This is a genomic window from Microbulbifer sp. VAAF005 (assembly GCF_030012985.1).
Taxonomy (GTDB): Bacteria; Pseudomonadota; Gammaproteobacteria; order Pseudomonadales; family Cellvibrionaceae; genus Microbulbifer.
Map to the genome: position 1 here is coordinate 2,195,652 of NZ_CP120233.1, position 26,050 is coordinate 2,221,701.

18 protein-coding genes and 1 pseudogene are annotated in these 26,050 nt (G+C 51.2%); 7 read left to right on the plus strand and 12 right to left on the minus strand.

Annotation, left to right across the window (positions count from 1 at the left end; translation table 11 throughout):
* Window positions 1-9: 9 nt before the first annotated feature.
* The 3 genes from recR to dnaX are packed head-to-tail and all read right to left on the minus strand — an operon-like array spanning window position 10 to window position 3,022.
* Entirely contained in the window at window positions 10-615 is a 606-nt protein-coding gene (recR, locus tag P0078_RS09630; RefSeq protein WP_282934172.1) for a recombination mediator RecR, read from the minus strand.
* 30 nt (window positions 616-645) lie between these two features.
* Complete coding sequence (locus tag P0078_RS09635) at window positions 646-990, minus strand: YbaB/EbfC family nucleoid-associated protein (protein WP_282934173.1); 345 nt, start codon at window positions 988-990, stop codon at window positions 646-648.
* Between the two features lie 55 nt (window positions 991-1,045).
* Window positions 1,046-3,022: a DNA polymerase III subunit gamma/tau gene (gene dnaX / locus P0078_RS09640; RefSeq protein WP_282934174.1), complete on the minus strand. Its 1,977-nt coding sequence runs from the start codon at window positions 3,020-3,022 to the stop codon at window positions 1,046-1,048.
* 235 nt (window positions 3,023-3,257) lie between these two features.
* Between dnaX and P0078_RS09645 the strand changes: the two genes are divergently transcribed.
* The 5 genes from P0078_RS09645 (at window position 3,258) to P0078_RS09665 (ending at window position 14,235) form a co-directional block, all read left to right on the plus strand.
* The gene (locus P0078_RS09645) at window positions 3,258-3,785 is read left to right on the plus strand and encodes an RNA polymerase sigma factor (protein ID WP_282934175.1); all 528 of its coding nucleotides are present in this window, start codon (window positions 3,258-3,260) and stop codon (window positions 3,783-3,785) included.
* Window positions 3,786-4,081: 296 nt separating this feature from the next.
* On the plus strand, window positions 4,082-5,113 hold the full coding sequence (locus P0078_RS09650; RefSeq protein ID WP_282934176.1) for a FecR family protein: 1,032 nt from the start codon (window positions 4,082-4,084) through the stop codon (window positions 5,111-5,113).
* A gap of 309 nt (window positions 5,114-5,422) precedes the next feature.
* Window positions 5,423-8,137, plus strand: coding sequence for a TonB-dependent receptor (locus tag P0078_RS09655; RefSeq protein WP_282934177.1), 2,715 nt, complete (start codon window positions 5,423-5,425; stop codon window positions 8,135-8,137).
* Between the two features lie 258 nt (window positions 8,138-8,395).
* Complete coding sequence (locus P0078_RS09660; protein WP_282934178.1) at window positions 8,396-11,011, plus strand: TonB-dependent receptor plug domain-containing protein; 2,616 nt, start codon at window positions 8,396-8,398, stop codon at window positions 11,009-11,011.
* A gap of 515 nt (window positions 11,012-11,526) precedes the next feature.
* Entirely contained in the window at window positions 11,527-14,235 is a 2,709-nt protein-coding gene (locus tag P0078_RS09665; RefSeq protein ID WP_282934179.1) for a TonB-dependent receptor plug domain-containing protein, read from the plus strand.
* 64 nt (window positions 14,236-14,299) lie between these two features.
* Here the strand turns inward: P0078_RS09665 and P0078_RS09670 are convergent, their stop codons facing one another.
* On the minus strand, window positions 14,300-15,436 hold the full coding sequence (locus P0078_RS09670; RefSeq protein WP_282934180.1) for a tetratricopeptide repeat protein: 1,137 nt from the start codon (window positions 15,434-15,436) through the stop codon (window positions 14,300-14,302).
* A 372-nt stretch (window positions 15,437-15,808) separates the two neighbouring features.
* On the opposite strand from P0078_RS09670, the gene P0078_RS09675 reads away from it, so the two are divergent.
* A complete protein-coding gene (locus tag P0078_RS09675) occupies window positions 15,809-17,341 on the plus strand; it encodes a peptide MFS transporter (protein ID WP_282934181.1) in 1,533 nt (510 codons plus the stop codon).
* 62 nt (window positions 17,342-17,403) lie between these two features.
* Here the strand turns inward: P0078_RS09675 and P0078_RS09680 are convergent, their stop codons facing one another.
* From P0078_RS09680 to fabV, 8 genes and pseudogenes are all read right to left on the minus strand, one after another.
* Window positions 17,404-18,234: a sulfite exporter TauE/SafE family protein gene (locus P0078_RS09680; protein WP_282934182.1), complete on the minus strand. Its 831-nt coding sequence runs from the start codon at window positions 18,232-18,234 to the stop codon at window positions 17,404-17,406.
* A gap of 74 nt (window positions 18,235-18,308) precedes the next feature.
* Window positions 18,309-19,082, minus strand: a complete 774-nt coding sequence (locus P0078_RS09685; protein ID WP_282934183.1) for an MBL fold metallo-hydrolase — start codon at window positions 19,080-19,082, stop codon at window positions 18,309-18,311.
* Window positions 19,082-20,278: an NlpB/DapX family lipoprotein gene (locus P0078_RS09690; protein WP_282934184.1), complete on the minus strand. Its 1,197-nt coding sequence runs from the start codon at window positions 20,276-20,278 to the stop codon at window positions 19,082-19,084. Before P0078_RS09690 ends, P0078_RS09685 begins: the two co-directional genes overlap by 1 nt.
* A 34-nt stretch (window positions 20,279-20,312) precedes the next feature.
* Window positions 20,313-21,188: a 4-hydroxy-tetrahydrodipicolinate synthase gene (dapA, locus tag P0078_RS09695; protein WP_282934185.1), complete on the minus strand. Its 876-nt coding sequence runs from the start codon at window positions 21,186-21,188 to the stop codon at window positions 20,313-20,315.
* Window positions 21,189-21,280: 92 nt separating this feature from the next.
* Window positions 21,281-22,246, minus strand: a complete 966-nt coding sequence (gene lpxL / locus P0078_RS09700; RefSeq protein ID WP_282934186.1) for an LpxL/LpxP family Kdo(2)-lipid IV(A) lauroyl/palmitoleoyl acyltransferase — start codon at window positions 22,244-22,246, stop codon at window positions 21,281-21,283.
* Between the two features lie 106 nt (window positions 22,247-22,352).
* Entirely contained in the window at window positions 22,353-22,586 is a 234-nt protein-coding gene (locus P0078_RS09705; protein WP_282934187.1) for a DUF2789 family protein, read from the minus strand.
* Window positions 22,587-22,735: 149 nt separating this feature from the next.
* Window positions 22,736-23,778: pseudogene (locus P0078_RS09710) on the minus strand (NADP(H)-dependent aldo-keto reductase).
* Between the two features lie 111 nt (window positions 23,779-23,889).
* Window positions 23,890-25,068, minus strand: coding sequence for an enoyl-ACP reductase FabV (fabV, locus tag P0078_RS09715; protein ID WP_282934188.1), 1,179 nt, complete (start codon window positions 25,066-25,068; stop codon window positions 23,890-23,892).
* Between the two features lie 480 nt (window positions 25,069-25,548).
* Here fabV and P0078_RS09720 point away from each other — a divergent pair, with 480 nt between their 5' ends.
* Window positions 25,549-25,977 carry an acyl-CoA thioesterase gene (locus P0078_RS09720; protein ID WP_108731868.1) on the plus strand — a complete coding sequence of 143 codons (429 nt, stop codon included), beginning with the start codon at window positions 25,549-25,551 and terminating at the stop codon, window positions 25,975-25,977.
* The last annotated feature ends 73 nt before the right edge of the window (window positions 25,978-26,050 follow it).

The following is a 26,050-nucleotide window of genomic DNA, read 5'->3' on the forward strand; positions in this document are numbered from 1 at the left end:
CGATATCACTCAACTGCCGGAGAAAAATGCGGTTCGACTATTAAAGGCGTGGGCGAGAGTGCCGCCATCGATATACTCTAACTCTCCGCCGATGGGTACACCGTGGGCAATCCGGCTCACCGTCACCCCCTGGGCACGAGCTCTCTCCGCAATGTACTGCGCGGTAGCTTCACCTTCTACCGTAGGGTTAGTGGCGACAATAAGTTCGCGCAACTGCTCAGTAGCGAGCCTCTGCTCCAGCAAGTCGATCCCCAGGTCCCCCGGGCCAATGCCATCGATGGGCGAGAGATGCCCATGCAGGACAAAGTAGCGACCGTGGTAATTACCGGCCTGCTCAATAGCCAGAACATCAGCGGGCGTCTCAACCACGCACAGTGAGTCCTGCTCGCGCCGGCTATTGCTACACAATGAGCAAACGGGCTCCTCTGTGAGAGTGCGACACTGCCCACAGCGCCCCACTTGTTCCACCGCTCGCGCCAAACTCTGGGCCAGCAGGGAGGCAGCTTCTCGGTCTTTTTCCAACAGGTACATCGCCATGCGCTGCGCGGACTTAGGGCCCACACTGGGCAGACAGCGGAGAGCGCGGATCAGCTCTTCAATCAGGGGACTAAACATACAAACTCAAAACCAGTGGATGGCCACTTCTTAAAAGGGGAACTTAAAGCCTTCAGGCAAATTGATACCTGAAGTCAGGTCTCCCATCCCCTGCTTTTGCAGTTCCTGTGTTTTTTCCTCTACACGGCGCACAGCGTCGTTGACCGCAGCGGCCAGCAGGTCTTCCAGCATTTCCTTCTCTTCAGTCATTAGAGAGGGATCAATTTCTACCGATGTCACATCGTGGCGACCATTCATCGTCACCTTGACCATCCCCGCACCAGCTTCACCACAGATGCGAAGCTCGGTCAGGTCCTTCTGCATCTTCTGCATTTTTTCCTGCATATCGGCCTGCATTTTCTGGGCCTGCTGCATCAAATCGCCCAAACCTTTCATAGGTAACCTCTATCTTGTGCATGTGGCCCCGGAATAAACCGGGCCCTAATTGTCATTAATCTTCTACTACTAGTGATTCTACGGAGCCCGGCACCAGTTCAGCACTCAATTCTGCCTGTAATTCTTGAACCAGTGGGTCAGCGACCAGCGCATCCTGGGCAGCTTCTAGCCGCGCTTGGCGGGTAGCTGCGACTAATCGGGCGGGGGTACTCCCATGTACCTGCCCTACTTGTATCTGCGCCACGACAGGCTGCTGGAAGAAGTCAGCCAGAGAGTCCCCCAGGCGCCGCTGGTGAACTTCGTCATAGAGACTGCTGTAGGATTCATCCAGGGTGAACGAGAGTATATTGTCCTGCCTGCCCACCATCTCCAAGTGCTGGGCAATGGAGTGCAAAATACCGGTAATACCCAGCTGTCCATACATTACCGGCCAACTGCCAGGCGTTAATGCTTCCAAACGCCCTTTTGGCACTGCCTGACTGCGGCTTTCTACCGGGGCCTCCCGCGAGGTATTCACCGTGTTTTGTGGTGCTGGTTGCTGTGGTGCCGGCGCCGACTCCACTTCCGCAACTCGCTGGCGAAGCTCGGCCAGGACATCTTTACGCTGGGGACGCTCTTCTGCCACCCCCTGGACAGGGGGCGGGCTTGTAATTTGCTCCGGCTGAGCCTCCGTCGTTGACTCACTGATCATTTCAGTTGGGGCTGCCGGCTCTGCCTCTCGCTGCTCTATCTGATGTTTAAACGGCTGCAGGCCTTCCACTGCCTGCGAGGGAGTTAGATCAACCGCTGTAACAGCCTGCGGCTGTGCCGCTTCAGGCTTTTTTGCCGGGCTGACCTCCGGTACTTCTGGTGCTACAAGAGCCTGTAGTTGTAGCGCTTCCGGAGTCGGTGCTGGTGAAACGGGTTCGGAAGCCGATGGCAGTGGCGAACGGGGAATATCCGCAACACCCTGGGGACGGAAAGCCAACATCCGCAGCAGAGCCATTTCAAAGCCACTGCGCTGATCCGGGGCCAAGGGCAGGTCACGCCGGGCCAGCAGAGCCATCTGGTAATACAGCTGCACATTTTCCGGGGCGATACGCCCAGCTAAATTTCTCAGTCGCTCACCATCACCCAGGGAATTATCGATAGATTGAGGCAGCACCTGAGCCACTGCGATACGGTGCAGGTTATCGGCAAGTTCTGCCAGCGCTGCACTGTAATCAGGGGCCTGCTGAGACAACTCAGCAACTGTGGCAAATAAAGCCTGTGCGTCCTCTTCAGACAAGGCTTGCAGCAGCTTCCACACCAAACCGGTATCGATACTGCCCAGCATACCGCGCACCTCCGCCTCGGTAATTTGCCCCCCACCAAATGCGATGGCCTGGTCAGTAAGACTCATCCCATCACGCATACTGCCATCTGCCGCACGACCGAGATGCCACAGGGCGCCTTCTTCAAATGGAACCTGTTCCTGCTCCAACACAAACTTCAAGTGCCCCACAACCCGCTCGGGGCTCATATTCTTCAGCTTGAACTGAAGACAGCGGGACAGCACGGTAACCGGCAACTTCTGCGGATCAGTCGTTGCCAGTAGAAACTTTACATGGGGAGGCGGTTCTTCGAGGGTTTTTAACAGCGCGTTAAACGAGCTGTTCGACAACATATGGACTTCGTCGATCAGGTAAACCTTGAAGCGACCCCGGGTCGGTGCGTACTGCACGTTCTCAAGCAGTTCACGAGTATCTTCGACCTTGGTGCGCGAGGCTGCATCCACTTCGATCAAGTCGACAAAACGGCCATCTGCAATCTCATTGCAAGTGTGGCATTGGCCACAGGGTTCAGAACTGACCCCCTCTTCACAATTCAGGCACTTGGCCAGGATTCGTGCGATCGTGGTTTTACCCACACCACGGGTACCGGCAAAGAGGTAGGCGTGGTGCAAGCGACCATTATCCAGAGCGTTGATCAACGCCTGGAGAACATGCTCCTGTCCCACCATCTCGCGAAACAGCTTCGGCCGCCACTTCCGTGCCAGTACTTGATAACTCATTCAATCTCCGGTGCTCGACACACCTCTGCAAGGTCTTATTGTCTGCGCCTGTGGCGCGGCCGCCATTATACCGGCATCCACCGCCAGGCATAGAGAATCGGAGAGTGTGACCAGTCAAGTTCGATCGTACCTCTCGTAGCGAAACCAATGCTTGTGATATAACTGTGCGCCAGCTCGCACTAAGAACAATCAGTCCATAACTACAGCGAGCAGGGTACGGGGATCACGATTAGTAATGAATAAGGCCAGGAAGACGCTTCTTGAAAGGCTGTTTACCGAGCACGGACAGGCCTTGGTACGCTTTGTCTCTCGCATTGTAAAAAGCCCTGACGATGCCGAGGATATCGCCCAACACGCCTATCTACGCCTGCAAAAACTCAGCGATGAAAAGGAACTTGAGAATCCACGGGCCTACCTCTACCAGATTGCCAATAATCTTGCTGTAGACCAACTGCGCCGAGGCAAGCTGCATGTGGAATATGTAAGCCAGCAAGTTCCTATGGAGGGCGAGCCCTATACAGACGACCACGCGGACCACCAGTCACCAGAAAGGCTGCTAGCAGCCCGCCAGCAACTTCAGTCCATCTACGAAACCATGGATAAGCTGCCCCTCAAGTGCCGCCAAGCATTCCTCCTGCACAGAACACGTGGTCTCTCCTATAGCGAGATTGCCCAGGAAATGAATATCTCAGTCAGCAGCGTGGAAAAATATATTTTGCAGGCCTTGAAGGCCTGCCGCAAAAAGGTGAACCCGGATAGGTGAGCAGCCTCCTGTGCAGGCATAGACTGTTGATCCACTAGATCTAAAAATTAGTTGAGGGGGAAACCTGTTCAGCCGTCTCAGCTTGCAAGGACCAATTAAGAAATTGAGCCGTACTAGGATCCCTGCAAATAGCAGCATTTTTCACTGCTAATTAAGAGAAATTTCCGGAATTGTTTTGTTCCGACCTGTACAACACAAAGTAGAGGCCACACAAATAAGGAAATTTTGAGTAAGATGCCCTTTTTTAGCATCGTTGTGCCAATTAAAGTCTAAAGATACAAGGTATTTGAGCAGCCATGAGAACCAACCCGAAGCAAGCAGTAAGCGAAGACAGCCTGGATCAGGCTTGTGCTTGGGTGGCTCGCCTGCGCTCTGACTCGATTACGCTCGCCGATCGCTCTCAATTTAAAGAGTGGTACTCCATCGAGGAGAACCAGCAGGCCTTTGCAGAAATCACTGAACTGTGGGGTGACCTGGGAGCCCTATCCAAAATGCCTTTGGGAACTCTTTTTCCCGAGAGCATTCCATCCCAAAAGAAAAGAAACCTCGATAGAACAGAGTCCACCAAATCCAAGGCCTGGACCTTACCCCAGTGGCTCATTGGTGGGGGGCTTGCAACCTGTGGAGCGATTGTAACTTTGTGGGTAAGCTTCCAAGGTATGGGCGGCGAAACCCAGGCTCAGATGTATGCAACAGAACGCGGCCAAATACAAACTATCAGCCTACCTGACGGCTCCGAAGTAAAGCTGAACTCCAACAGTAAGTTGAGAGTAATCTATAACCGGGATGAGCGCCGAACAGAGCTTGTTCGCGGTGAGGCATTCTTTGAAGTAGCCAGGCAAACATCGCGCCCTTTCACCGTCTCTGCGGGTAGCGCCAATATTCGAGTTTTAGGAACCGAGTTTAATGTGGAGCTCAACCCTGAAAACACACGGGTATCTGTAACTGAAGGCACGGTTTCGGTCACCGAGTCTGGCAGTGCTCCTGGACTAAAACCTGAGTCAGTGCAACTGGTTAAAAACCAGAAGGTCAGTGTATCTGACCGCGGACTCAGCCCAATCGGTCGGACCTCCCCAGAGGAGGCTACGGACTGGACTAAAGGCTTACTAGTCTTTGAAAAAACCCCCCTTAAAGATGCTCTCACAGAGCTAAACCGCTACCTCAACGTACCCGTTGCTGCTTCAGCCCAAGTGGAAAACAGACTTGTTTCTGGAACTTTTGAGGTATCTGATCCGGACAACACTCTAAAAGCCATCGCAACCGCACTGGACTTACAACAAGACCACAGTAACGCCAACCTGACTATCTTGTCTCCCGCGAATAACTAGGTTATAACCGTCCTTTAGGGCGGTTGTTTCTTGTCCAATTAGGTTAATCCGCCCATAAAACCAAAATAGCAACACCCTTGCCGGCAGCGATGGCCGGCACTTACAATAATGGGCACCCCCTTGAATCTTAGGCACTGGATAAAAATATCCCTTGCGACAGCACTCCTTCTTCCCAGTGCTGCCCTCGCCCAGTGCCCTGAATCTGGGATCCAGATACCCTCAGGAAGCCTCTCAAAAGCACTGATATCGCTGGGAAAGCAATGCAAAATATCACTGCTTGTTAGAACTTCTTTTGCTGCAAACTATCGGGTGAGCAAGCAAGTTCTACAGAGCCCTCAAGGTCAGTTTGAGCCCGCCCTTGCCGAATTACTCAAAGAGGTCCCCCTCTCCTTTAAAAGAGTCGGCCCCTCCTCTGTCGCAATTATTGAGTCATCAGCAGCAGAGCTAACATCTACGCAGCCTCAATCTCACACACAAACGGAAGAGGTAACCGTCACCGGGCAAAGCTTAACCGGCAGCCATTTACGCCACTTTCAATCCGACGGATACCTGCCAGTCGACAGACTGTCTCGCGATCAACTTGAAATGACTGGCGCCCAAACTATTGCGGACCTACTTCAATTCCTACCTGCCATTTCGGGCAACTCAACCAGCACATCTGTTAGCCAGGAAAATGACGGAACAGCTACAGTCTCTCTGCGCAATCTCCCAGCAAGCAGCACACTAGTACTAATTAATGGTCGAAGGATTATCAGCGATGGGTTTAATGGCGAAGCCACAGATCTAAATACAATTCCTCTATCCATTGTCGAGAGAGTAGAAATTTTAAAAGATGGAGCCTCAGCTGTTTATGGTTCTGATGCCATTGCCGGGGTGGTCAACATTATCCTGCAAAGGGACTTCGAAGGCCTTTCTGTAAAAAGCTACTACGGACAAGCCCAGCAGGGGGATCGCCGCAGCGAATCCCATCAACTAACCTGGGGATGGAAAGGTGATCGCGCTCACGTAATGCTCAACCTCTCACAGACCCGTCAGGCAGAGGTTATGAGTCGCAATAGAGGGATTTCTGAGTCGGCCGACAGTCGTGAAGAAGGTGGCTCTGATCAGCGATCATCTGCAATCCCCGAGGGGTTTATTGCTATAGGCAAGGATGAAGTATTAACCAACCTCTCAACCGGTACTTATCAAGACTGGTCACCAGAGGATAAGTTCGACTATAGCGACTACTCATCAGCCATCCCAGCAACGCAGAGCGACTCTTTCTATATAGTTGGCAATCTGGATATCGGAGAAAGCACCCTTGCTTTCTCCGAGTTCATGGGAGTGCGCTCAACAGGAGAAGCAACATCATCCCCCACGCCTGTCTTTACCCGATTTGATAATGGCGACCTGACGATATCTGCAGATAATATTTATAACACCTTCGATCAGGATATTTACGATGTACGCCGACGCATTGTCGAGCTAGGCGCCCGAACTCAAGAAAACCGGGCAAACACCTGGAGGATAAACACAGGACTAAAAGGCTATTGGGATGACTGGCAATGGGAACTGAATGCCTCAACCCACCAAACCCATAAAAAAGAGAGCTTGAGTAATGTTATAGATCCATTCGCCCTATCAATTGGACTTAAAGGGCCTGATATCTGTAATGAAACCACCTCCTGCACTCCGATCAATCTTCTAGGCCCCAGTGGCAGTATCAATCAAGAGCAGCTGGACTTCATTCGGGGAAAGAGCGTTACGACCAGCAACTCCCGCATGACCTCACTCACCTTTATTACTGACGGCATCATTAAAAGGATAGCGTCAGGAGACATTCTCGCAGCAGCCGGAATTGAGTTCAGGCGAGAGAGTGTAAACCTATACTCCAATGACAGCTCCGGGCTTTCGTTTATTGGCGGCCACGCCCCCGGCTCAACGAAAGGCAGCCGCATAATCAAGGAGGCATTTGCCGAGATCTCAATCCCGCTTTCGCCGGATAGTTTATGGCTGGACGGAGCTATCCGAACCTCTCATTACGACGACTTTGGAGATACAAGCAACCCAAAGCTCGCGGTAAGATGGAAACCACTAGAATCAGTACTCATTCGCGGGAGTTATACAACCGGCTTCAGAGCCCCCACCCTGACGGATATGAACCAAGAGGGCTATCAAACCCAAGAATTTTTATTTGACCCCTGCACAAGCTCTAACGCAATCAATCTTCCGGGGTGCCGAGGTCAAGCCGACAGCTCACGAGTACAGTACCTGACTGAGTTCAGTGGCAATCCAGACTTAAAACCCGAAACTTCCCGCACACTATCTCTGGGAGTTACCTGGCAACCAGCTGTAATTGATGGATTCAGTGGAACATTCGATCTTTACGACATCAAAGAAGATCAGGTCATCGCTACCAACCCGCAGTTTCTACTAGAGCAAAATGCCTACTTCAACCTCTATACGGACCTCGTTATTCGTGATGACAATGGGGATGTCACCCAAATTTACGCATCACGTATAAACCAGGGCAGCCGAGAAATTCGCGGCTATGACACAGCCTTCCGCTATGAGTTTCACCCCGGCGTTAACAATCACGTCCAACTCGCCCTGAATATCAGCCGCACGCTACATTACCTCAACCAAAGCTCTCCCGAATCAGCCAAAGAGGATCTCACAGGAACCTTTACTGACATATTGACCGGCGGTGCTGGCTCACTTCCCAAGTGGAAGGCAAATGCTGGAATTTACTGGAAGAAAGGCCCTTGGGGGGCAGGATACACCATTCATTACGTAGGCAGCCTTAAAGAGTCCTATACGAACCTTGAGGGTGTAGAGGATAGCCGCACGATCAATGACTGGTCCGCACACGACCTCCAACTCACCTTTACTGCCAATCAGCGACTTAAACTGACAGCTGGTATTAATAATCTGCTAGACCGCTCGCCACCATTTGCCTCAACTGCCGTGAGCAACAATTACGATTATCAAACTTACGACCTCACCGGCCGTTTTTTCTACGGCAGCCTCTCCTTCAAACTTTGATTCTACTGCCTAGAAGCACAGTAGAAACAATCAAAAGATCAAAAAACACACCACTTGATCAAATAGAAACCACCCCTTTACGTAACAAACCTGACAATACGTAGTATTAGAAAAAAAATACGATTCTTATGAGGGGTTCTGCCCGCCAATCGTCTTGTTCTTTGTTGGGAGGAAAGTGACCACTTGGGGGTAGTCACTTTTAACGATCGCCACTTATGGCAAAAGACTATAAATCCAACGATCAAGAGAGGATTGACAATGAAAAAGAATCTCCTGTCCGCAGCTGTTAAAGGGGCCTTGGGTCTGACTGCAGCAGCGATCATGGTTCCGGCAATGCCTGCCTTTGCACAAGATGACGCTACCCTCGTTGAGGAAGTTGTTGTTACTGGCTCCCGCATTAAGCGCACCAATTTCGATGAAGCTGCTCAAGTAGTGAGCATGGACCGTGCCGACATTGACGCCGGTGGCAGCCTGATGATTGCTGACACCCTGCGCAATACTCCTCTGAACTCTCTGGGTTCTTTTAATGAGCGCTCTGGTAGCTCCGCCCAGTCCAACGCCACTGTTGACCTCCGCGGTCTTGGCGATCAGCGCTCTTTGGTAATGATTAACGGCCGCCGCCTGCCAGGCTCTCCGAACCTGGGTGCAGCTACCGTAAACTTGAACATGATCCCGATGGCTGCCGTTGAGCGTATCGACATCCTCGCTGATGGCGCCTCTGCCGTATACGGTTCTGATGCTGTTGCCGGCGTTGTGAACATGATCATGCGCGAAGACTTCAACGGCCTTGAGTTCTCTGCCCGTCATGGTGATCGCTCTGAAGATGACGGCATTGAAGAGTCCTTTAGCTTTATTACCGGCGTTAGTGGCGACCGCGGCAACATTACTTTTGCCGCTGAGTTTGACCGCCGCGACGCGATCTTCGATGCTGACCGTGATTACACTGCAGCATATGTTCAGGATGATGGCGATGGCCGTTTAGACGCCTACCTCGATACCGATGGCTACTCTTACTACGGTAAAACCATCGAAATCTATGATCCCACCACTGAGTACTATGATATTCAGGCTGCTACCAGCTGTGCCGACGATTCCATTTTCGTCGAAACTGGCGCTCTAGCATTTGGTGAGGCAGACGGCACCCTGTGTACCTACCCGTACGGCAACATCTCTGCAAACAAAGCAGAGCTGAAGCGTATTAACACCTACATGACTGCTAACTACGAGATTTCTGACAAAGTAGAGTTCTTCTCTAATGTTCTGTTCTCTAAAGTAGATTCTTTTGGTCGTTATGCGCCTCCCGCTGCAACTTGGTACGACATGCCTGCAGACTACTCCGACGTTCCTTTTGACGTCGATTCACTGCTGGCAGATGGCTCTATTACCGACGACTACGAAATCAACGGTTACTACCGTTGGACCAATATTGGCAATCGCGACAATGTTGTGAGCGACACCCAATATGACGTGACCTTGGGTCTGCGCGGTGACCTGTCTGACAATGTAAGCTACGAGACTTACATTCAGAAAGGCCGCTACGAGTCTAAAGAGTTTGGTACCTACTACCTTTCCTACACCGGCCTTGATTATGTGCTGGCGGAAGACATTGATCCGTTCTCTGAGGAAGGTGCTGCTGCAATGAAAGCGACCGTTTCTCAGGATAACTTCACCGCTATGTCCAAGGCTTACGGCCACGTACAGTTTGGTATCGGTGACTTCTTCGGCGCAGGTGACACCCTCGTACTGGCCGGTGCTGAAGCCTACAATATGGAGTACGGCAACCAATACGACGCAGCTTCTGAAGCAGGTCTTGTTGGTGGTAGCTCTGGCAACTCCTCCTCTGGCGACCGTGACGTAATTGCACTGTTCGCAGAAGCGATTGTTCCAGTAACTGACGCTATCGAAGTAAGCACCGCTCTTCGTTACGATGACTACAGTGACTTCGGCTCCAATGTTGCTCCTACTCTGTCTGCCAACTACCGCGTAACTGACACCCTCAGCCTCCGTGCACGAGTAGGTAAAGGTTTCCGTGCTCCAGCACTGGATGAGCTGTATGGCCCGTCCTCATTCTCTGCTGAAGATGCAACAGATCCAGAAACTGGCCTCAGCCGCCAATGGGATACCTACTACTCCACTAACGAAGATCTGGAAGCTGAAACTTCTACTTCCATGTCTATCGGTGGTAACTGGGAATTTATCGATGACTGGACTCTCGACATTGGCTTCTGGAATGTAGAAGTTGATGACGTGATCATTCGTCCAAGCGCTCAGAGCGTCTTCTATGCAGCAGCTGCTGGTGTAGACCTGCCTGAGTCTGGTGGTATTTACACTACTGGCTCTGGTGCACAAACCACCGTTTACTCTCAAACTACCAACGCCGGTGTTTTGGATGTAACTGGTGTAGATATCGCTGTTGATGGTAGCTTTGAGCTCCCATACGGTATGCTGGCTGTGAACTCCTTGATCACCCACCAGCTGTCCTACGAAACCGACGCTTACTACGGTGGCCCGGTTCAGGATGTATCCGGTTTCAACCTGTACCCAGATCTCCGCGCTCAATTTGGTCTTAACTGGAGCATGGATCGTCACTCTGTGGACCTGACTATTGACTACATCACTAGTCACGATGAGTTCACCGATGTTACCGATAGCGGCGAACTGGTGAAGAGTGGTGAAGACCTGGATTCCTGGACCACCATGAATCTGTCTTACAGCATCGATACCGATTCTTACGGCCTGATCAAAGTCGGAGCTCGTAACTTGACCAACGAAGATCCAGTATTGGACAAAGATGGCAAGTTCTCTCGTGATCACTACAGCCTGTATGACAATACTGGTCGCGTGCTGTACGCTGAGTACACCATGAGCTTCTAAGAGTTAAACCTCTAAGAAGATCAAAAGGGTCGGCTTTGCCGGCCCTTTTTTGTTTAGCCGAGTCCACTCTATACCCTCCCCTAAAAACCCATTGGCGAGCACCAACACAGTACTCTCCGATAAAGTCCCCTAGCTTTTTCCCTCATCCGAGTTACTTCTTCCAAGAAAAGATAAGAAGAGGTCATCTCGGCCAGCAAGTAGCAGGTCAATGCTTCGACCGGCTTCACAAGCCTTAAATTTGCAAATTTCAGAAGAAAGACAAATTTCCTAACACACGAACTCCCTGGGTGACAGTTTTACCAGTTCAGGAGATTTTAGACAGATAAACCCCCGCCAAGAGTGCAAAAATTAGACAAACCGACTGAAAAACATGCCCTTGAACTGGCTATCAGGAGACTTCAAAAGCCCCACAGTAGTTCCATATCCAAAAATAATGCATTAAAGTCAGGTCTGACAGCTTTTAATCAATATCATAAAAAGCAATATAAGTACCTTAAGTATAAGAAGGTTCCAATATGATCAAGACCAAACTGAGCATTGCCATCGCTGCTCTGGGAACACTGGCCAGTACTGGCATATTTGCCCAGGAGTCCACCGCCGGCGCAGAAGTAGAAGAAGTAATTGTTACTGGCTCGCGCATTGCGCGTGATCCTTTATCCACTACAGGTCCAATTACTCTGGTTGACTCGGAGGCCATTTCACGTTCTGGTGTTGGCACTATTGACGAGCTACTCAACCAGCTGCCATCTATGGGTACCACAGGTATCAACTCCAACGACAACAACGGCGGCGCCGGTTTGTCGTTTGTTGAATTGCGCAATCTGGGCTCCGCTCGCACTTTGGTCTTGGTCAATGGCCGTCGCTATGTATCCTCCAGTTCAGGGGTTAGCTCTGCAGTGGATATGAATAACATCCCTGTGGATATGATTGATCGAATTGAAGTTCTTACCGATGGCGCTTCAGCGGTATACGGCTCTGATGCGGTTGCTGGCGTTATTAATATCGTAATGAAGGACTCCTTTGAGGGAGTTCGCATCAATGCACGCGCGGGGGCCACCGAAGCTGGTGGCGGTGAAAATGGTGAAATTTCAATCACCTTTGGCGGCGAAAGCGATCGCGGTAAATTCATCGCTAACATCAGCCATAGCAAACGTGATGAGATTACCTACAACGATCGCGACTGGGCAGAGCTCTATAGCTCCATGTCACCTACCGGTAATATTTTCACTGATTACGGTTCTTTTAGTGTTGCTGATGATGGTGAGACCCTTACTGACTACTCCTCATACGATATCGGTCAATATATGTGGCTCTCAGGTTCCATGGAACGTACCAGCCTGACCGCTAACGGTAGCTACTCAATTACCGATGCCGTCGAGCTCTACGGTGAAGGCTCGTATACCGTAAAAACCACCAACCAGCAGTTGGCAGCCCAACCCATGTACAGTGGGAACGGCTTAAATCTAACCTCTGATAATGTATCAGATGAAATTGCCGCTCAGCTGGAAGAGGCCTGGCAAGAAGCGGAAGATCAGTATCAGATTGAACTAGCTGCTTATGAAGCCGCTTATGACGAGTGGGAATCTCAGGGCAGCCCTGACGGTTTGGAGCCCTCCGCCCCAGAAGCAACTCACGGCGACAGCTGGGAAGATGGCATCTCTGATATTCGTCTGCGCCCCGTTTCTGGCGGCACCCGTGACTACGAACAAAAAACAGAAACCTTCCGCCTTTTGGGTGGTGCCCGCGGTGACCTGGAGAATGGCTGGGGCTGGGATACCTTCTTGAGCTATGGCCGTAATGAAGGTGAAAACACCATCGGCAATTCTTACAACAAAACTCTACTGCAAGAAGTTATCGACGGAGACAGTGGCCTCGCTGATGAGGATATTTCCTTCCTCGGCGGAATGAGCGACGAAGTTATCGACTACATCAGCTACACAGATCGCGAAGATAACGAATACGATCTGATTAACTTTGGTGCGAGTTTAACCGGTGATATTGATGCTGTTCAGCTTCCCGGCGGTCCTCTCGGATTTGCAGCCGGCATTGAATACCGTAAAGAATCCGGAGAGTTTAACCCCAGTGAAGAAACCCAGAACGGCGATACATTTGGTAACCAGCAAGACGCTACTGCTGGCGACTACTCAGTAACTGAGTTGTTCACCGAGTTCAACTTGCCGATTCTCGCCGGCGAAAAGTACGCTGACGAATTATCTATGGATATCGCCCTGCGCTACTCCGATTTTGATACTTTTGGTGGCCAGAGTACGGGGAAGCTGGGTATTGTCTACGCCCCAACTGAAAACTTCCGTTTCCGTACTAGCTATTCAACCTCTTTCCGTGCACCGGGCATTTACGAACTCTATAGCGGTACCTCCCAGAGCTACGAGTACCTACTGGACCCCTGTGATACCAGCAGTTCAAATACTGCCGGGCAAGGCGCCTACTGTAGTGAAGTTGGGTCAAGCTTTACCCAAGCAGGCTCTCAAATTGCTACCAATGTTGGGGGTAACGAGGACCTAGAGGCTGAAGAAGCACGTACTTTTACCGCTGGTATCGTCTGGACACCTTCTTTTGCTGAAGACCTCTCCATCACTGTGGACTACTACGACGTTGAAATCACCAACGCAATCGATAGTGCGGATCTTCAGCAAATTCTGGACGACTGCTACCGTGATGGTATTGCCGATGCTTGCGCCCTGATCGAACGCGGCGACAGTGGTCAGATCACATACCTGGAAGGTTCTCTGCTCAATATCGGTGAGATTAGAACCAAGGGTATTGACCTCGACGTAGTTCAAAACCTGTACTTTGACACCGGAAAACTCGCTCTGCGTGCCCAGGCTACCCGCCTCCTTGAGTACGAAATTTACAATACCGAAACTGAAGCCACTTCTGACTACCTGGATTATGTTGGCACTAGTAGCGGCGTCTACGTGAAATGGCGTGGCCTTGCCAGTGCAACTTGGTATGCCGATAACTGGGACTTTGGTATTGACGCACAGTACTTAAGTGATGGCCAGAGTCCATATGTTGATGTTCCTTCCCACACCTACCTAAACTTAAAGGCAGGCTGGGATGTGAACGACAACATGCGTCTCACTGCAGGAATCGACAACATCGCTGATCGCGAGCCGTCGTACACCTCCAGCTGGTATGACGTGAACAGCAGCTACGACTACCAAGGTCGTTACGCGTGGGCTGGTGTTAGCTACCAGTTCTAAAGCCAAGTATCGAGAACCGATGTAAAAAGGGTGCTTATGGCACCCTTTTTACTAATGACTAAAGCTAATGATCACTATTCAATAAGCGATCCAGTTTTTGCTGGTATACACTTTTTACATCCGAGCTACTCACCAGCGAAAATGCTTTCTCAAAACTATTTCTGGAAGCTAGTAAATCACCGAGGTTATATTGCGCTAGTCCAAGTAAAAAATGGAATCGGTGATCATCATCATTGGTCTTTATAGCTCGCGTTAGACGTTTTTCTGCATCCTGGTAATTTTTGTTTTCATAGGATTCGCGAGCCTGGTAATACAGGTAGTAAGGATTGCGTTCCCTGTGAAATTTCACTCTATCGGCATAGACTCTGGCCAACTCATCACGCCCAGTGCCGCGATACAACCACTCCAAGTTGCTGCTGGCAACCAGGTTGTCCCCCTGTAAAACTAGGGATTGCAGGTAGCTTTGCTCAGCCTCATACAGGTGGTCAAAGCGACTGTAGAAAGCCCCCATGTTAGACCAAAAATCACTTCTCTCAGGACGTAATTGCAATGCTTTACGCAAATATAGAAACGCCTGCTCCTTATCTCCCTCACGAAGGAATTCCACACCTCGATTACTGTAATAAAGAGCGAATGCAGTAATATCATCCAGAGTTCTCTGCTGATAAATAGGATCGTAAACTTCGAGATTGAGATCGATAATTCGTTGACCGCTAGGGTGTTTAGATACCATATTCACATGGCGATAAATAACAAACGTTTCCGCCTCTTCCTGACTCCAGACAGGGGGAACATCCACTTCATTAAAGAAGGCCTCAACCCCTAACTCCCTCGCCATAGCAACCATCATCAGTGTAAAAGTTAAGCAATTACCCCGCTGCTGATAAAAGGCTTCCCTAGCAGAGAGAGTACTGTTCGCATCATACTCAAAGAAAAGCTCCCTCTTACTCACCGCGCTCGTCAGTGCCTGAAGGCGGCTATCAGGTATCGCATCAGGAGAAAGAGTGTTTAGGTATGAGCGAATTTCCGTATCAAGTTCCAAAAGCTGCTCATCTGGCAGCTCATTTGTTCGAACAGATCGGTTAAAAACAGCCTGTCCACTCAAAACAGAGTCGGTATCTACTTGTTTAGTGTGAATATTTGGATACCGGGAACAACCACCAATGACCAGTATCAAAGCAACTACTAATAGCACCTTCACAGCGTTTCCCTCCCCAAATTTTCAACTGTAACAGGATTTATCACCAATTTAGGGCCAAATAAAGTGCCCTGGTACCATTTGCTTAAAACGCCCCACAACAGTTCGCCTGTTAAATAGACAGCTGGTAAACTTTCCGGGTTACGCACGAGGTATGCACCCCGAATATTTGGGCCTTTAATCTGGCTGGAAGCAGCCACCCAAAACTCGGCTCGGCAGCGACCTCTTTAAACAAGAGCAATACTGGAAGAAAATAGTACTCTGTCACACGGATGAATTACCTGGCTGATCACAGGGCGAGTTCCTTAGCCAGGCTGCCTTCCTGATATGCACCAGCATATTGCACTAGAGCTATAACAACTGGAATTTCAGCTTATGTCGTCAAATACACATCAAAATGACGCTGGCTTTTTTGGCCACCCCAAAGGGCTCTCTACACTTTTCTTCACCGAAATGTGGGAGCGGATGAGTTACTACGGTATGCGAGCCCTGCTTGTGCTGTTTATGACAGCCAGTCTTCAGGAAGAGGGCTTGGCCTTTACCGTTGCAGCAGCGGGAGCTATTTATGGGCTCTACACTGGCGCCGTGTACTTCCTAGGCCTGCCCGGTGGCTGGATTGCAGACCGCCTACTAGGAGGGCAACGCACCATTTGGTACGGCGGCATCATCATTATGTGTGGCCATATTGTGCTCGCTATCCCAACCAGTTGGAGCTTCTTTATAGGCTTGATTCTTGTTGCTACCGGCACCGGCCTCCTCAAGCCCAATATCAGTGCAGCAGTTGGACATCTTTACCAACCAGATGATGTTCGCCGCGACAGCGGATACGCACTGTACTATATGGGCATCAACATGGGCTCAATCATCGGTTATGCCGTCTGCGGGTACTTTGGTGAAAATGTCGGCTGGCATTGGGGCTTTGGTGCCGCTGCTGTAGGGATGGCTATTGGCCTGATCCAGTATCGCCGCACTATTCACAACCTGGGGGACGCAAGCCTCAATCCCGAGAACCCACTTTCGCCAGAAAAGGCAAAACTGGCTTGGCGCATAATTGGTGCTGTCGTAGTCGGTGTTGCAGTGATTACTGGCTTGGTGATGAATGGCACTATCACCATCAACCCGGTAGAAATAGCCAAGTACGTAGCTGTAGCCTTCACCCTGACTTTCCTTGCCTACTTTGGCTTTATCTACTTTGGCGGCCAGCTGAGCGGATCAGAGAAAAAGAAAATGTGGGCGCTATTCCTAGTCTGTGTAGCCTCTACCTTTTTCTGGTCGGGCTTCGAGCAAGCGGGCTCCTCACTGAACCTGTTCGGCCGCGACTACACAGATCGCCTGATTGGCAGCTTTGAAATGCCAACCTCCTGGCTACAAAGCTTTAACTCCATCTTTATCATTACCCTGTCCCCCTTCTTTGCCGCGCTGTGGATTAACCTGGGCAAACGCATGATCACCCCATCCTATGGGCTGAAATGTGCACTTGGCCTGATCATCATGGCCAGTGGCTTCCTGGTAATGTTCTTTGCCGCTCAATACGCAGCAGCGGGCCTGAAAGTTGCTCCTTACTGGCTGGTAGCCACTTACTTCCTGCACACTGTCGGTGAACTCTGCCTGAGCCCGGTGGCCCTGAGTGCAGTAAGTAAACTTTCTCCTCGCCGCTTTGCTGGCCAGATGATGGGTGTCTTTGTTCTGACTTACTCTATCGGCAACCTCTTTGCCGGTCTTCTGTCAGGTAACTTTGATCCGAACAATGTTGCTGAGATGCCAAACCTGTTCCTGCAAATCAGCTTGTTCACAATCGGAGTGGGTATCATCCTGGCCCTGATCAGTCTCAAGTCCAAGTACTGGGAGACTGACTCAGAAGCACCCCAGAATACTGCGACAGCTGAAAGCTCTACTAAAACGGCCTAATACTTAGCTGTATTTCAAAAAAAGGCCACTGCTATGCAGTGGCCTTTTTTATTTTCCCTCGCCTAAAGCAAGCCTTGTAACAGACCGACATTCAGCCAGATAAACCGCGCCCCAATAATAAACAGCAAAATGGCAAAGCAATGCTTAAGCATTTTGGGAGAAAGGCGATGGGCAAGATTGGCACCAAAGCGGGCAAAAAACGTGCTGGTGACAACAATTCCAAAAAACGCAGGCCAGTACACATAGCCACTACTCCATTCTGGTAGAAGCTGATTGCCCCAGCCCTGGAAACCAAAGCTCAGCGCACCCGCAACCGCAATGGGAAGACCACAAGCCGCCGACGTAGCAACCGCACGTTGCATCTTCACCCGGCAACGGGATAAAAATGGAACGGTTAGTGAGCCCCCACCGATACCAAAAATCGCAGATACCCAGCCTATAACCCCTCCTGCAGATAGCAATAAAGACGACCCTGGTAAATTGCCATCCCCTTCCGTTAATTGATCGTGCCGGGCACCACTAAGCCACATCCTCACCGCAATCACGATCGCAAAGACGCCGATCAACAGCTGCAGCCAAGCACCGGGGAGTAATTCAGCAGTGGCGCCACCTGCCCAAGAACCGATTAAAATGCCTGGAGCCATAACCCCAAAGATCTTCCAGTCCACCGCCTTTTTCTTGTTGTGGGCGCGCACTGAACTGATTGAAGTGATAATGATTGTTGCTAGGGAAGTACCCACAGCCATGTGGGTGAGGATTTCAGGGGATATCCCCATAGCGGTGAAAACAAAAACCAAGGCAGGGACAATAATCAGGCCACCACCTACGCCAAATAGTCCGGCAATAGTTCCAGCAGCGGCACCGACCAACAAATAAACCAGCAGTATTTCCATAGCCCACCCCGTTTAAATACGACAAATAATTTTGTCGCATTTAAACAGATATAAGCTGGGAATAGATAGAGACCTTAGCTTCGGCTCTCCACTGTAAGCCAGTCAAACCCTTCCTGCTGACAGGCAAAAATACAGCTCTCCACTGCTTCGGCAACCTCTGCCAGGGCCTCCTTTGCCAGGGCAAGGCTGTTATTTTTTTCACTGATATGAGCTACTACCAAGTGCTGTAGTTGCTCATAGCCAACGCGCTGTAGAAAGCCAGCAGCCTGTTGATTACTCAGATGCCCATAGGCACCCCCAACGCGTCGCTTCAACGAAGGTGGATAGGGTCCTTTAGCGAGCATCAGAGGGTCGTGATTTGCCTCTAGAACCAAGGCATCACAATCTCCAAAGTGCGCTTCAACATGAGGGGTGATAGTCCCCAGGTCCGTCAACAAGCCCAGACTGCTACCGCGACAGCGAAACACAAACTGTGCCGCCTCTCGGGCATCGTGGGGAACCGCGACCGGGGTTACTTCAATATCGGCGACAACAAAAGGCTGATGCCCCTCAATTAAGTGCAACTTTGGTAACTTACCAATATCACGCGCCTTAAAAGTACCGGGCGTCAGGTAGACAGGCAGGCCATATCTGCGCGCAAGTGGACCTACACCAGAGAGGTGATCGCTGTGTTCGTGGGTAACCACAATTGCAGAGATATCAGCGGGAGACATACCGAGCCGCGCCATACGGCGCTCGGTTTCCTTGATGGTAAAACCGCAGTCAACCAAAAGACAGTGGTCGCCACTGGCGACCACTGTTCCATTGCCTTTACTGCCGCTTCCCAAAGAGGCGAAGCGCAGGCCCATTAAATAAGGTTCTGCTGGATAGATTGAAGCAGCTGGGAGGCTTCATTCTTTGAAAGCGGCTGTCCCCGAGTATCGCGCACCCGGACTTCAATCTCATCATCATTACCACGGATAACAATCAGGTAACCGGGATAAGCTTCATCAGTAGTAGCCCCTACTCCCAGCCCTTTGATTTCCTTGAATAGAGCGGGCTCAGCCCCCTCCGTCAGATCAATTCCAGCCAAAATCTGCTGCAGGCTTACCTGATCGGCACTCTCCGCCAGCTCATCTTCGTCGCTCTTGCTGCTGCCCCAGGAGAACCAACCTCCATCGCTGTCCTCTTCATCAGAAGCATGAGCACGATCTTCATCGTAAGTGACATAAAAAAGACCGATATCGGAATCTTCACGGTGCAAGCGATAGGCACCTGAATTAACGGCATGAGCGACAGTGGCCCAGGCCCGCTCCATTTCCAATCCCATCGCGATATAGGGCTCGTGACCAACGGGCTCTCTCAATTGGACCTTAAGGTCACTGTTACCAATAGCCTGGGCTACCAGAGATGCAGTCGCAGCTGCAGTTTCAGATGCCAGGGCTGTAGACATTTCATCGATCATCCAGCCTTCACGCTCAGGGCTGGAGGAACGCTCTGGCCAATTGACACTACCACCAACCGGGGCAGATGAAGGGACGGAAAGGTGGCGCACATGGACTTCTGTAGTATCCGGTTGAACACCAGTTTCCACCTGCAATCGATACTTGTCTTTAGTATCCGGGCTCTCCTTAAAGGCCATCCACGCAGTTTCCATAACCCCCGCGCTGGCATCTGACATTTCTATACGCAAGCCTGAGCTCCGAAGGAATTGGTGCAACTGGGGCCACACTTCTTCGGGAGGCTGGGATACCAGCACCCAGCGATTCGCGCCGAGTTTTTGAATTTTCACTCTTTCCAGACCCGCATTTACGGAAATCGCCAGTGGGCGCGGAACTTCAAAACTACCTTGGGCCAGCTGCTCCCCTGCAATCTGGGGAATCTCATAAAGCTCCTCCTGGTGCTTGGTATTAACACCTTCAGGTATCCTTAGAGGAGTCAGGCTATCGGCATGCTGGTAATCATTACTGCGATCGCGGAAATAGCCATCGTTGCCGAACACACCGCACCCTGCCAGCGTAATACTGGAGATAAAGAGCCCGGCTCCAACGGTCAATTTTTTCATTAAAGCTATCCTGGTTAATTCTCAGTTCGCGGATTTAGAGTACACCGGCACTACGCAGAGCTTCGCGCACTGTCCCGTGGTGCTCAGGGGATAGACTCGTCAACGGCAGGCGTATTCCACCGTCGACACGGCCCATCTCCCGGAGAGCCCATTTCACCGGTATCGGGTTGGACTCCAAAAACAGCACTTTGTGCAATATTTGTATTCGCTGGTCAATTGTCCGCGCAGTCACCGCATCACCGGCCAGCGCCGCTTCACACATTTGGGCCACTGCTGCGGGGGCCACATTAGCGGTTACACTAATATTTCCATGACCACCCAGTAACATTAGTTCAACCGCAGTACTGTCGTCGCCAGAGTAAACGGCAAACCCTTCGGGCAGAGTATCTATTAAAACCTTAGCCCGCTCCAAATCACCGGTGGCCTCCTTGATGCCTACGATATTGCCGACCAACGCCAGGCGCTGTACCGTTTCCGGCAGCATATCTACTGCTGTGCGGCCGGGAACATTGTAGAGAATTTGGGGAATGGAGACAGCTTTGGCCACCGCACGATAGTGCTGGTAGAGGCCTTCTTGGGTGGGCTTATTGTAATAAGGTGTAACCAGCAGGCAGGCATCTGCACCACATCGGGCGGCATTCTCTGTAAGGTCAATCGCTTCAGAAGTAGAGTTTGCGCCAGTTCCAGCAATCACTGGCACTCGACCTGCCACTTGGTCCACAACACGTCGAATAACCTCAATATGCTCATTGAAGTCCAAGGTTGCAGATTCACCGGTAGTCCCCACCGCAACCAGTGCTCGGGTCCCCTGCTCGATATGCCACTCAACGAGGTTGTGCAGACTGTCCCAATCCGGGCTTCCGTCTGCGTACATTGGGGTGGCCAGGGCCACCATACTACCGGTTAACATCCTCACTCCTTATTTTTTGCACTCCACCCGGAATACCACCGCCAGAGTCAGTTCAGTATGTTACTTAGGCCAGGGTATCTGCGCCAGTGCGACTAGCTCGCCACTCTTTTGCGTTTCTTTTTCTTTTTGCGTACCCCGTGATACACGTTTTCTGCCCCTTCAGGACGGGTCTTAAAACGGCGATGCACCCACATGTATTGTTCTGGGGCCTCGCGAATACGCGCTTCGATAAACTGGTTCACCAAAATGGCATCTTGCAGCTCATCTCCCGAAGGGATCTGATCAATAGGATCGTAAATCTTCAAACGGTAACCTGAGCCATCATCCAGTCGTGTCACCACATAGGGCACCACTTTGGCCTTGCCGACCCTGGCGAACCGTGAGGTTCCCGTAACAGTCGCCGCCGGAACATCGAAGAAAGGAGCAAAGATCCCCTGCTTAATCCCGTAATCCTGGTCTGGAGCATACCAGACCGCACGCCCGCGCTGCAGGGCTCGCAATACCCCGCGCACATCTTTACGCTGATAAACACTGCCATTCTCAGTATGGCGCTCTCGCCCTTTGCGCTGCATGTAGTCATAAACCGGATTTTTGTGCGGCCGATACATGCCATCGAGAGTAATACTCATCCCCATCATGGCGGCGCCGATTTCCAGGGTAGTGAAATGCATGGCCATCAGGAGAACGCCCTGGCCTTGGGCCTGGATGGCCTGCAGGGCTTCCAGCCCTTCAAAGGTAAAGCGTTTCCGTAGCCACGCTGCAGAGCGAAACCAGGCCATGCCGGTTTCCATCAAGGCGATACCGCTGGACTCAAAATTACGCCTAAGAAGCTCAGCTCGCTCATCTTCCCCCAGCTCGGGGAAGCACAGCGCCAGATTGCGTTCAGCAATCGTGCGCCGGCTGGTAGCTACTCTTAGCATTAGGCGGCCAAACGCACGGCCCATGGCCAACTGCCAGTGATAGGGCAATTGCGCGATCAAAAACCATAGTGCAAAAAGCAGCCAGGTCAGCCAGTAGCGAGGGTGCAGCAGCGCCGCGCGAAATCGGGGTTTTTCCATCAGATCTATATCAGGGTGTGGCGCCGAGGCGCAACCTAAGTCGGTTGAAAACGACGTAGTATACCCTATGCGAAGAGAGCGGGGACCGCGTAACTGCCACAGGAGGTCAGTGCCTTAACAGGGTGTCCAACTCATCCACTGCGACACACCAATCCGAATCATCCAAGATGGCATTCTCCAGGAACTCTCGCTGCCCATCACTCCAGAAGGAAGCGGCGGAAAGCTTCTCATGGCGGTGCAAATAGTGCGTGACCAGAAATTCATGGATCTGTGCATCTTCAGACGCCAGCCCCAACTGGGAAAACAGGTCCTTCAGTGTGTGATGTCCAGTAGTTTCCATAACGATTACCGCTATCTATTCTGGCAGCCATATTTTCATGGCGACTACCCCAATTATAGTTGGGCAGCCCCTGATTCATTCCGCATTATTCCTTCAGGATTTTCAGAGGCATCGCAGGCTTTCATCAATAGAATTCAGCCTTTGCCCATTTAGGGCGCCGGGTTGGGATTCCCCTGGTGTATAGCTTCGATAGCCGCTAATTGCTCACTGTCCAGGGTAATTTCAACGCTGGAAATATTGGAACGCAATTGCTCGATAGTTGTGGCGCCAATGATATTTGAAGTGACAAATGGCTGCTGATTCACGAATGCCAGTGCCATCTGCGCCGGGTTCAGGCCAAACTCCCGGGCCAAATCCACATAGGCCTGGGTCGCAGCCAGGGTTCGCTCTCCAGCGTAGCGCTGAAAGCGATCATAGCGGGTAAGTCGTGCACCCTCAGGCTTCCTTCCCCCCAGATACTTGCCCGAAAGAACCCCAAATGCGAGGGGGAGTACGCCAATAGGCCACACCTCTCGCGAATAGCAATTTCAGCGCAGCCAACTTCAAAAGCCCTGTTTAAAAGACTGTAGGGGTTTTGAATCGATACAATCCTTGGCTTCCCGTAGGCAATCGACTGTTGCAGGTACTCAAACATACCCCAGGGGGTCTCATTGGAAACACCGATATGACGAACCTTGCCCTGTTCGACCAACTCCTCGAGTGCGCCCAATGTTTCAGCTAAAGACACACCATCGTCGCTGCCGTGGGTATAGTCCAGGCGCCCGAAGAAATTAGTTTGCCTTTCAGGCCAGTGGACCTGGTAGAGGTCGATATAGTCAGTGCGCAACCGTTTTAAGGAATCATCACAAGCCTGCAAAATCTGCTCTTGGTTCAGACGGGGACCCGAGCGAATATGGCCGACACCTGAATTGGCGGCACTACGGCCCGCCACTTTAGTTGCGACAACAACCTGGTGCCTGCCTCCTCGTGTAGCCAACCAGTTACCGATATATTCCTCGGTTCGGCCCTGTGTTTCTGGCCGTGGCGGTACGGGATACATTTCCGCACAATCAATAAAGTTAACCCCCTGAGATATTGCATAGTCGAGCTGCTCAGCGGATTCAGCTTCATTATTCTGTTCACCATAAGTCATGGTGCCCAGGCAGATCTGGCTGACCTTAAGGTTGGTGGTGCCGAGTTGGCGATACTCCATTGAAGAGCCCCCATAAACCGAAAAACCGGATTATGCAGCTTTGCTAGGAAGAGTTGTAGGAATGCGTTACGGAAGGGGAAACGGGACTCCCAAATGGAGTCCCGCATAAAATCAGCCGAATTTGGTATCTACCATGGGTGAGGTGTCTGCATCGTAATCAATGCCATCAACACCAAATCCAAACAGCTTGAGGAAATCCGCCTGATAGCCCTTGAAGTCAGTCAAGTCAAACAGGTTCTCAGCAGTTACCTCTGGCCACAACTTTTCGATCTTCGCCTGGGTCTCAGGGCGCAGCTCTTTCTCGTCCATACGTAAACGGTTCACATCATCGAGACGTGGAGTATCGGTATAGAGCCCCTCAGTGTAGAGGCGGTATAGCTGTTCGATACAGCCCTCATGAGTCCCCTCTTCTTTCATGATTTTGTACGCAAGAGAGATATAGAGTGGCATTACCGGAATAGCAGAGCTGGATTGGGTAACCAGCGCCTTCAAAACAGCAACGTTAGCCGCAGCCTTACCGTTATCGGTGATCGCTTTTGCCGCGCGATCAAGATCTTCTTTAGCTTTACCGATAGTCGCGTGACCATAAATCGGCCAGGTCAACTTTTCACCGATATAGGTATAAGCCACAGTTTTGCAGTTATCAGCCAATACCCCGGCATCACCGAGGGCCTGCATCCACAGTTCCCAGTCTTCACCACCCATAACCTTGACGGTATTTGCGATCTCTTCGTCGCTGGCCGGCTCCAAAGTAATATCGGAGATCTCCAGCTTGTCAGTGTTCAGATTCTTGGCAGTGTAAGATTTGTTAATAGGCTTGAGTACAGAGCTATACAGCTCACCGCTTTTCGGATCTGTGCGACGCGGGGATGCCAAGCTGTAAACCACGAGATCAACCTGACCTAGGTCTTCTTTGATCATCTCTACAGTCTGGGCTTTCACCTCATCAGAAAAAGCATCGCCATTGATACTCTTTGCGTAAAGCCCCGCTTTGTGGGCCTCCTGCTCAAAAGCTGCGGAATTGTAATAACCCGCAGAAGCCGTGCGCTTTTCAGTAGGCGGCTTCTCGAAGAAAACACCCAGGGTACTTGCGCCGCAACCAAAAGCAGCTGTAATTCGTGACGCCAGGCCGTAGCCTGTGGAGGCACCTATCACCAGTACCTTTTTGGGCCCTTTTTCAACCGCTGGCTGGGACTGAATATACTCAATCTGCTCGCGTACGTTAGCAGCGCAGCCCTGCGGGTGGGCATTGGTACAAATAAAACCGCGTACTTTCGGCTGGATGATCATCCTTACAGTCTCTCCCTTCGTCTTTTGGGAATCGTTGTTACCTGATTACAGATACGCTGGTGGCGCTCCGGAGAACTATCAACCCAAGGTCGAGAGTGCGACGCCTGGGTCAGGTTCGTGGGCCATTCTAATCTCTGTCGCCGAGGAGTCCCATAGCGGTATTTCCCACAATCGATAGATGACGTCCAAAATATCTACTATCCCGGCCAAAGCGCCACATCCTGCTCAAAACCCAAACAGGAAATCGATATTTCCTGACTTTCCTGCACATAAAAGGGGCTACAGTGATTAATGTCGCGCCAAGCCGGTGCCACAAAAGGGCTAATTGACATATTTCCACAGGAAAATTCATCAACCGCGCTTTTTCTGGCTTGGCACGCTGTATGCAGTCTCACCAGTGAAGGAAGCTTTTCGCTGTCATACAGCAAGCCAGGGATGGCTCGAGCGTTGTTAAACCTGTAGTAAGTTAGGAAGGTCAGAGTGAAATACTATTCGCGACACTGTGTGAAACCCGGAGACCTCAATCCCGCCCAGCGCCTGTTTGGCGGACAGCTACTGTCCTGGATTGATGAGGAAGCAGCAATCTTTGCCGGCTGCCAGATGGGTACTCCAATGCTGGTCACCAAACTGATGTCGGAAATTGACTTCGTCAGCTCCGCTTGCTGCGGTGATGTGGTGGAGTTTGGATTCGAGGTGGTTGGTATCGGCCAAACCTCGCTCACAGTCCACTGCGAGGTTCGCAACAAACAGTCACAACAGCTGATTGTGCAAGTGGACCAAATTGTTTTTGTCGCGCTGGACGCAAATGGCAAGCCCACCCCTCACGCAAAGGCCGGCATGTCCCTGGAACAGGCCCGAATTGTTACTCAACAAGAGCGGGAGGTTCGCGAGCGCAGAATTGCCAGCTGACTCTACCCCGGAGCAATAACGCCTAAGAGCAGTGACACGGTGGCGGTATACTGACGCTTTGCACTAACCGCCA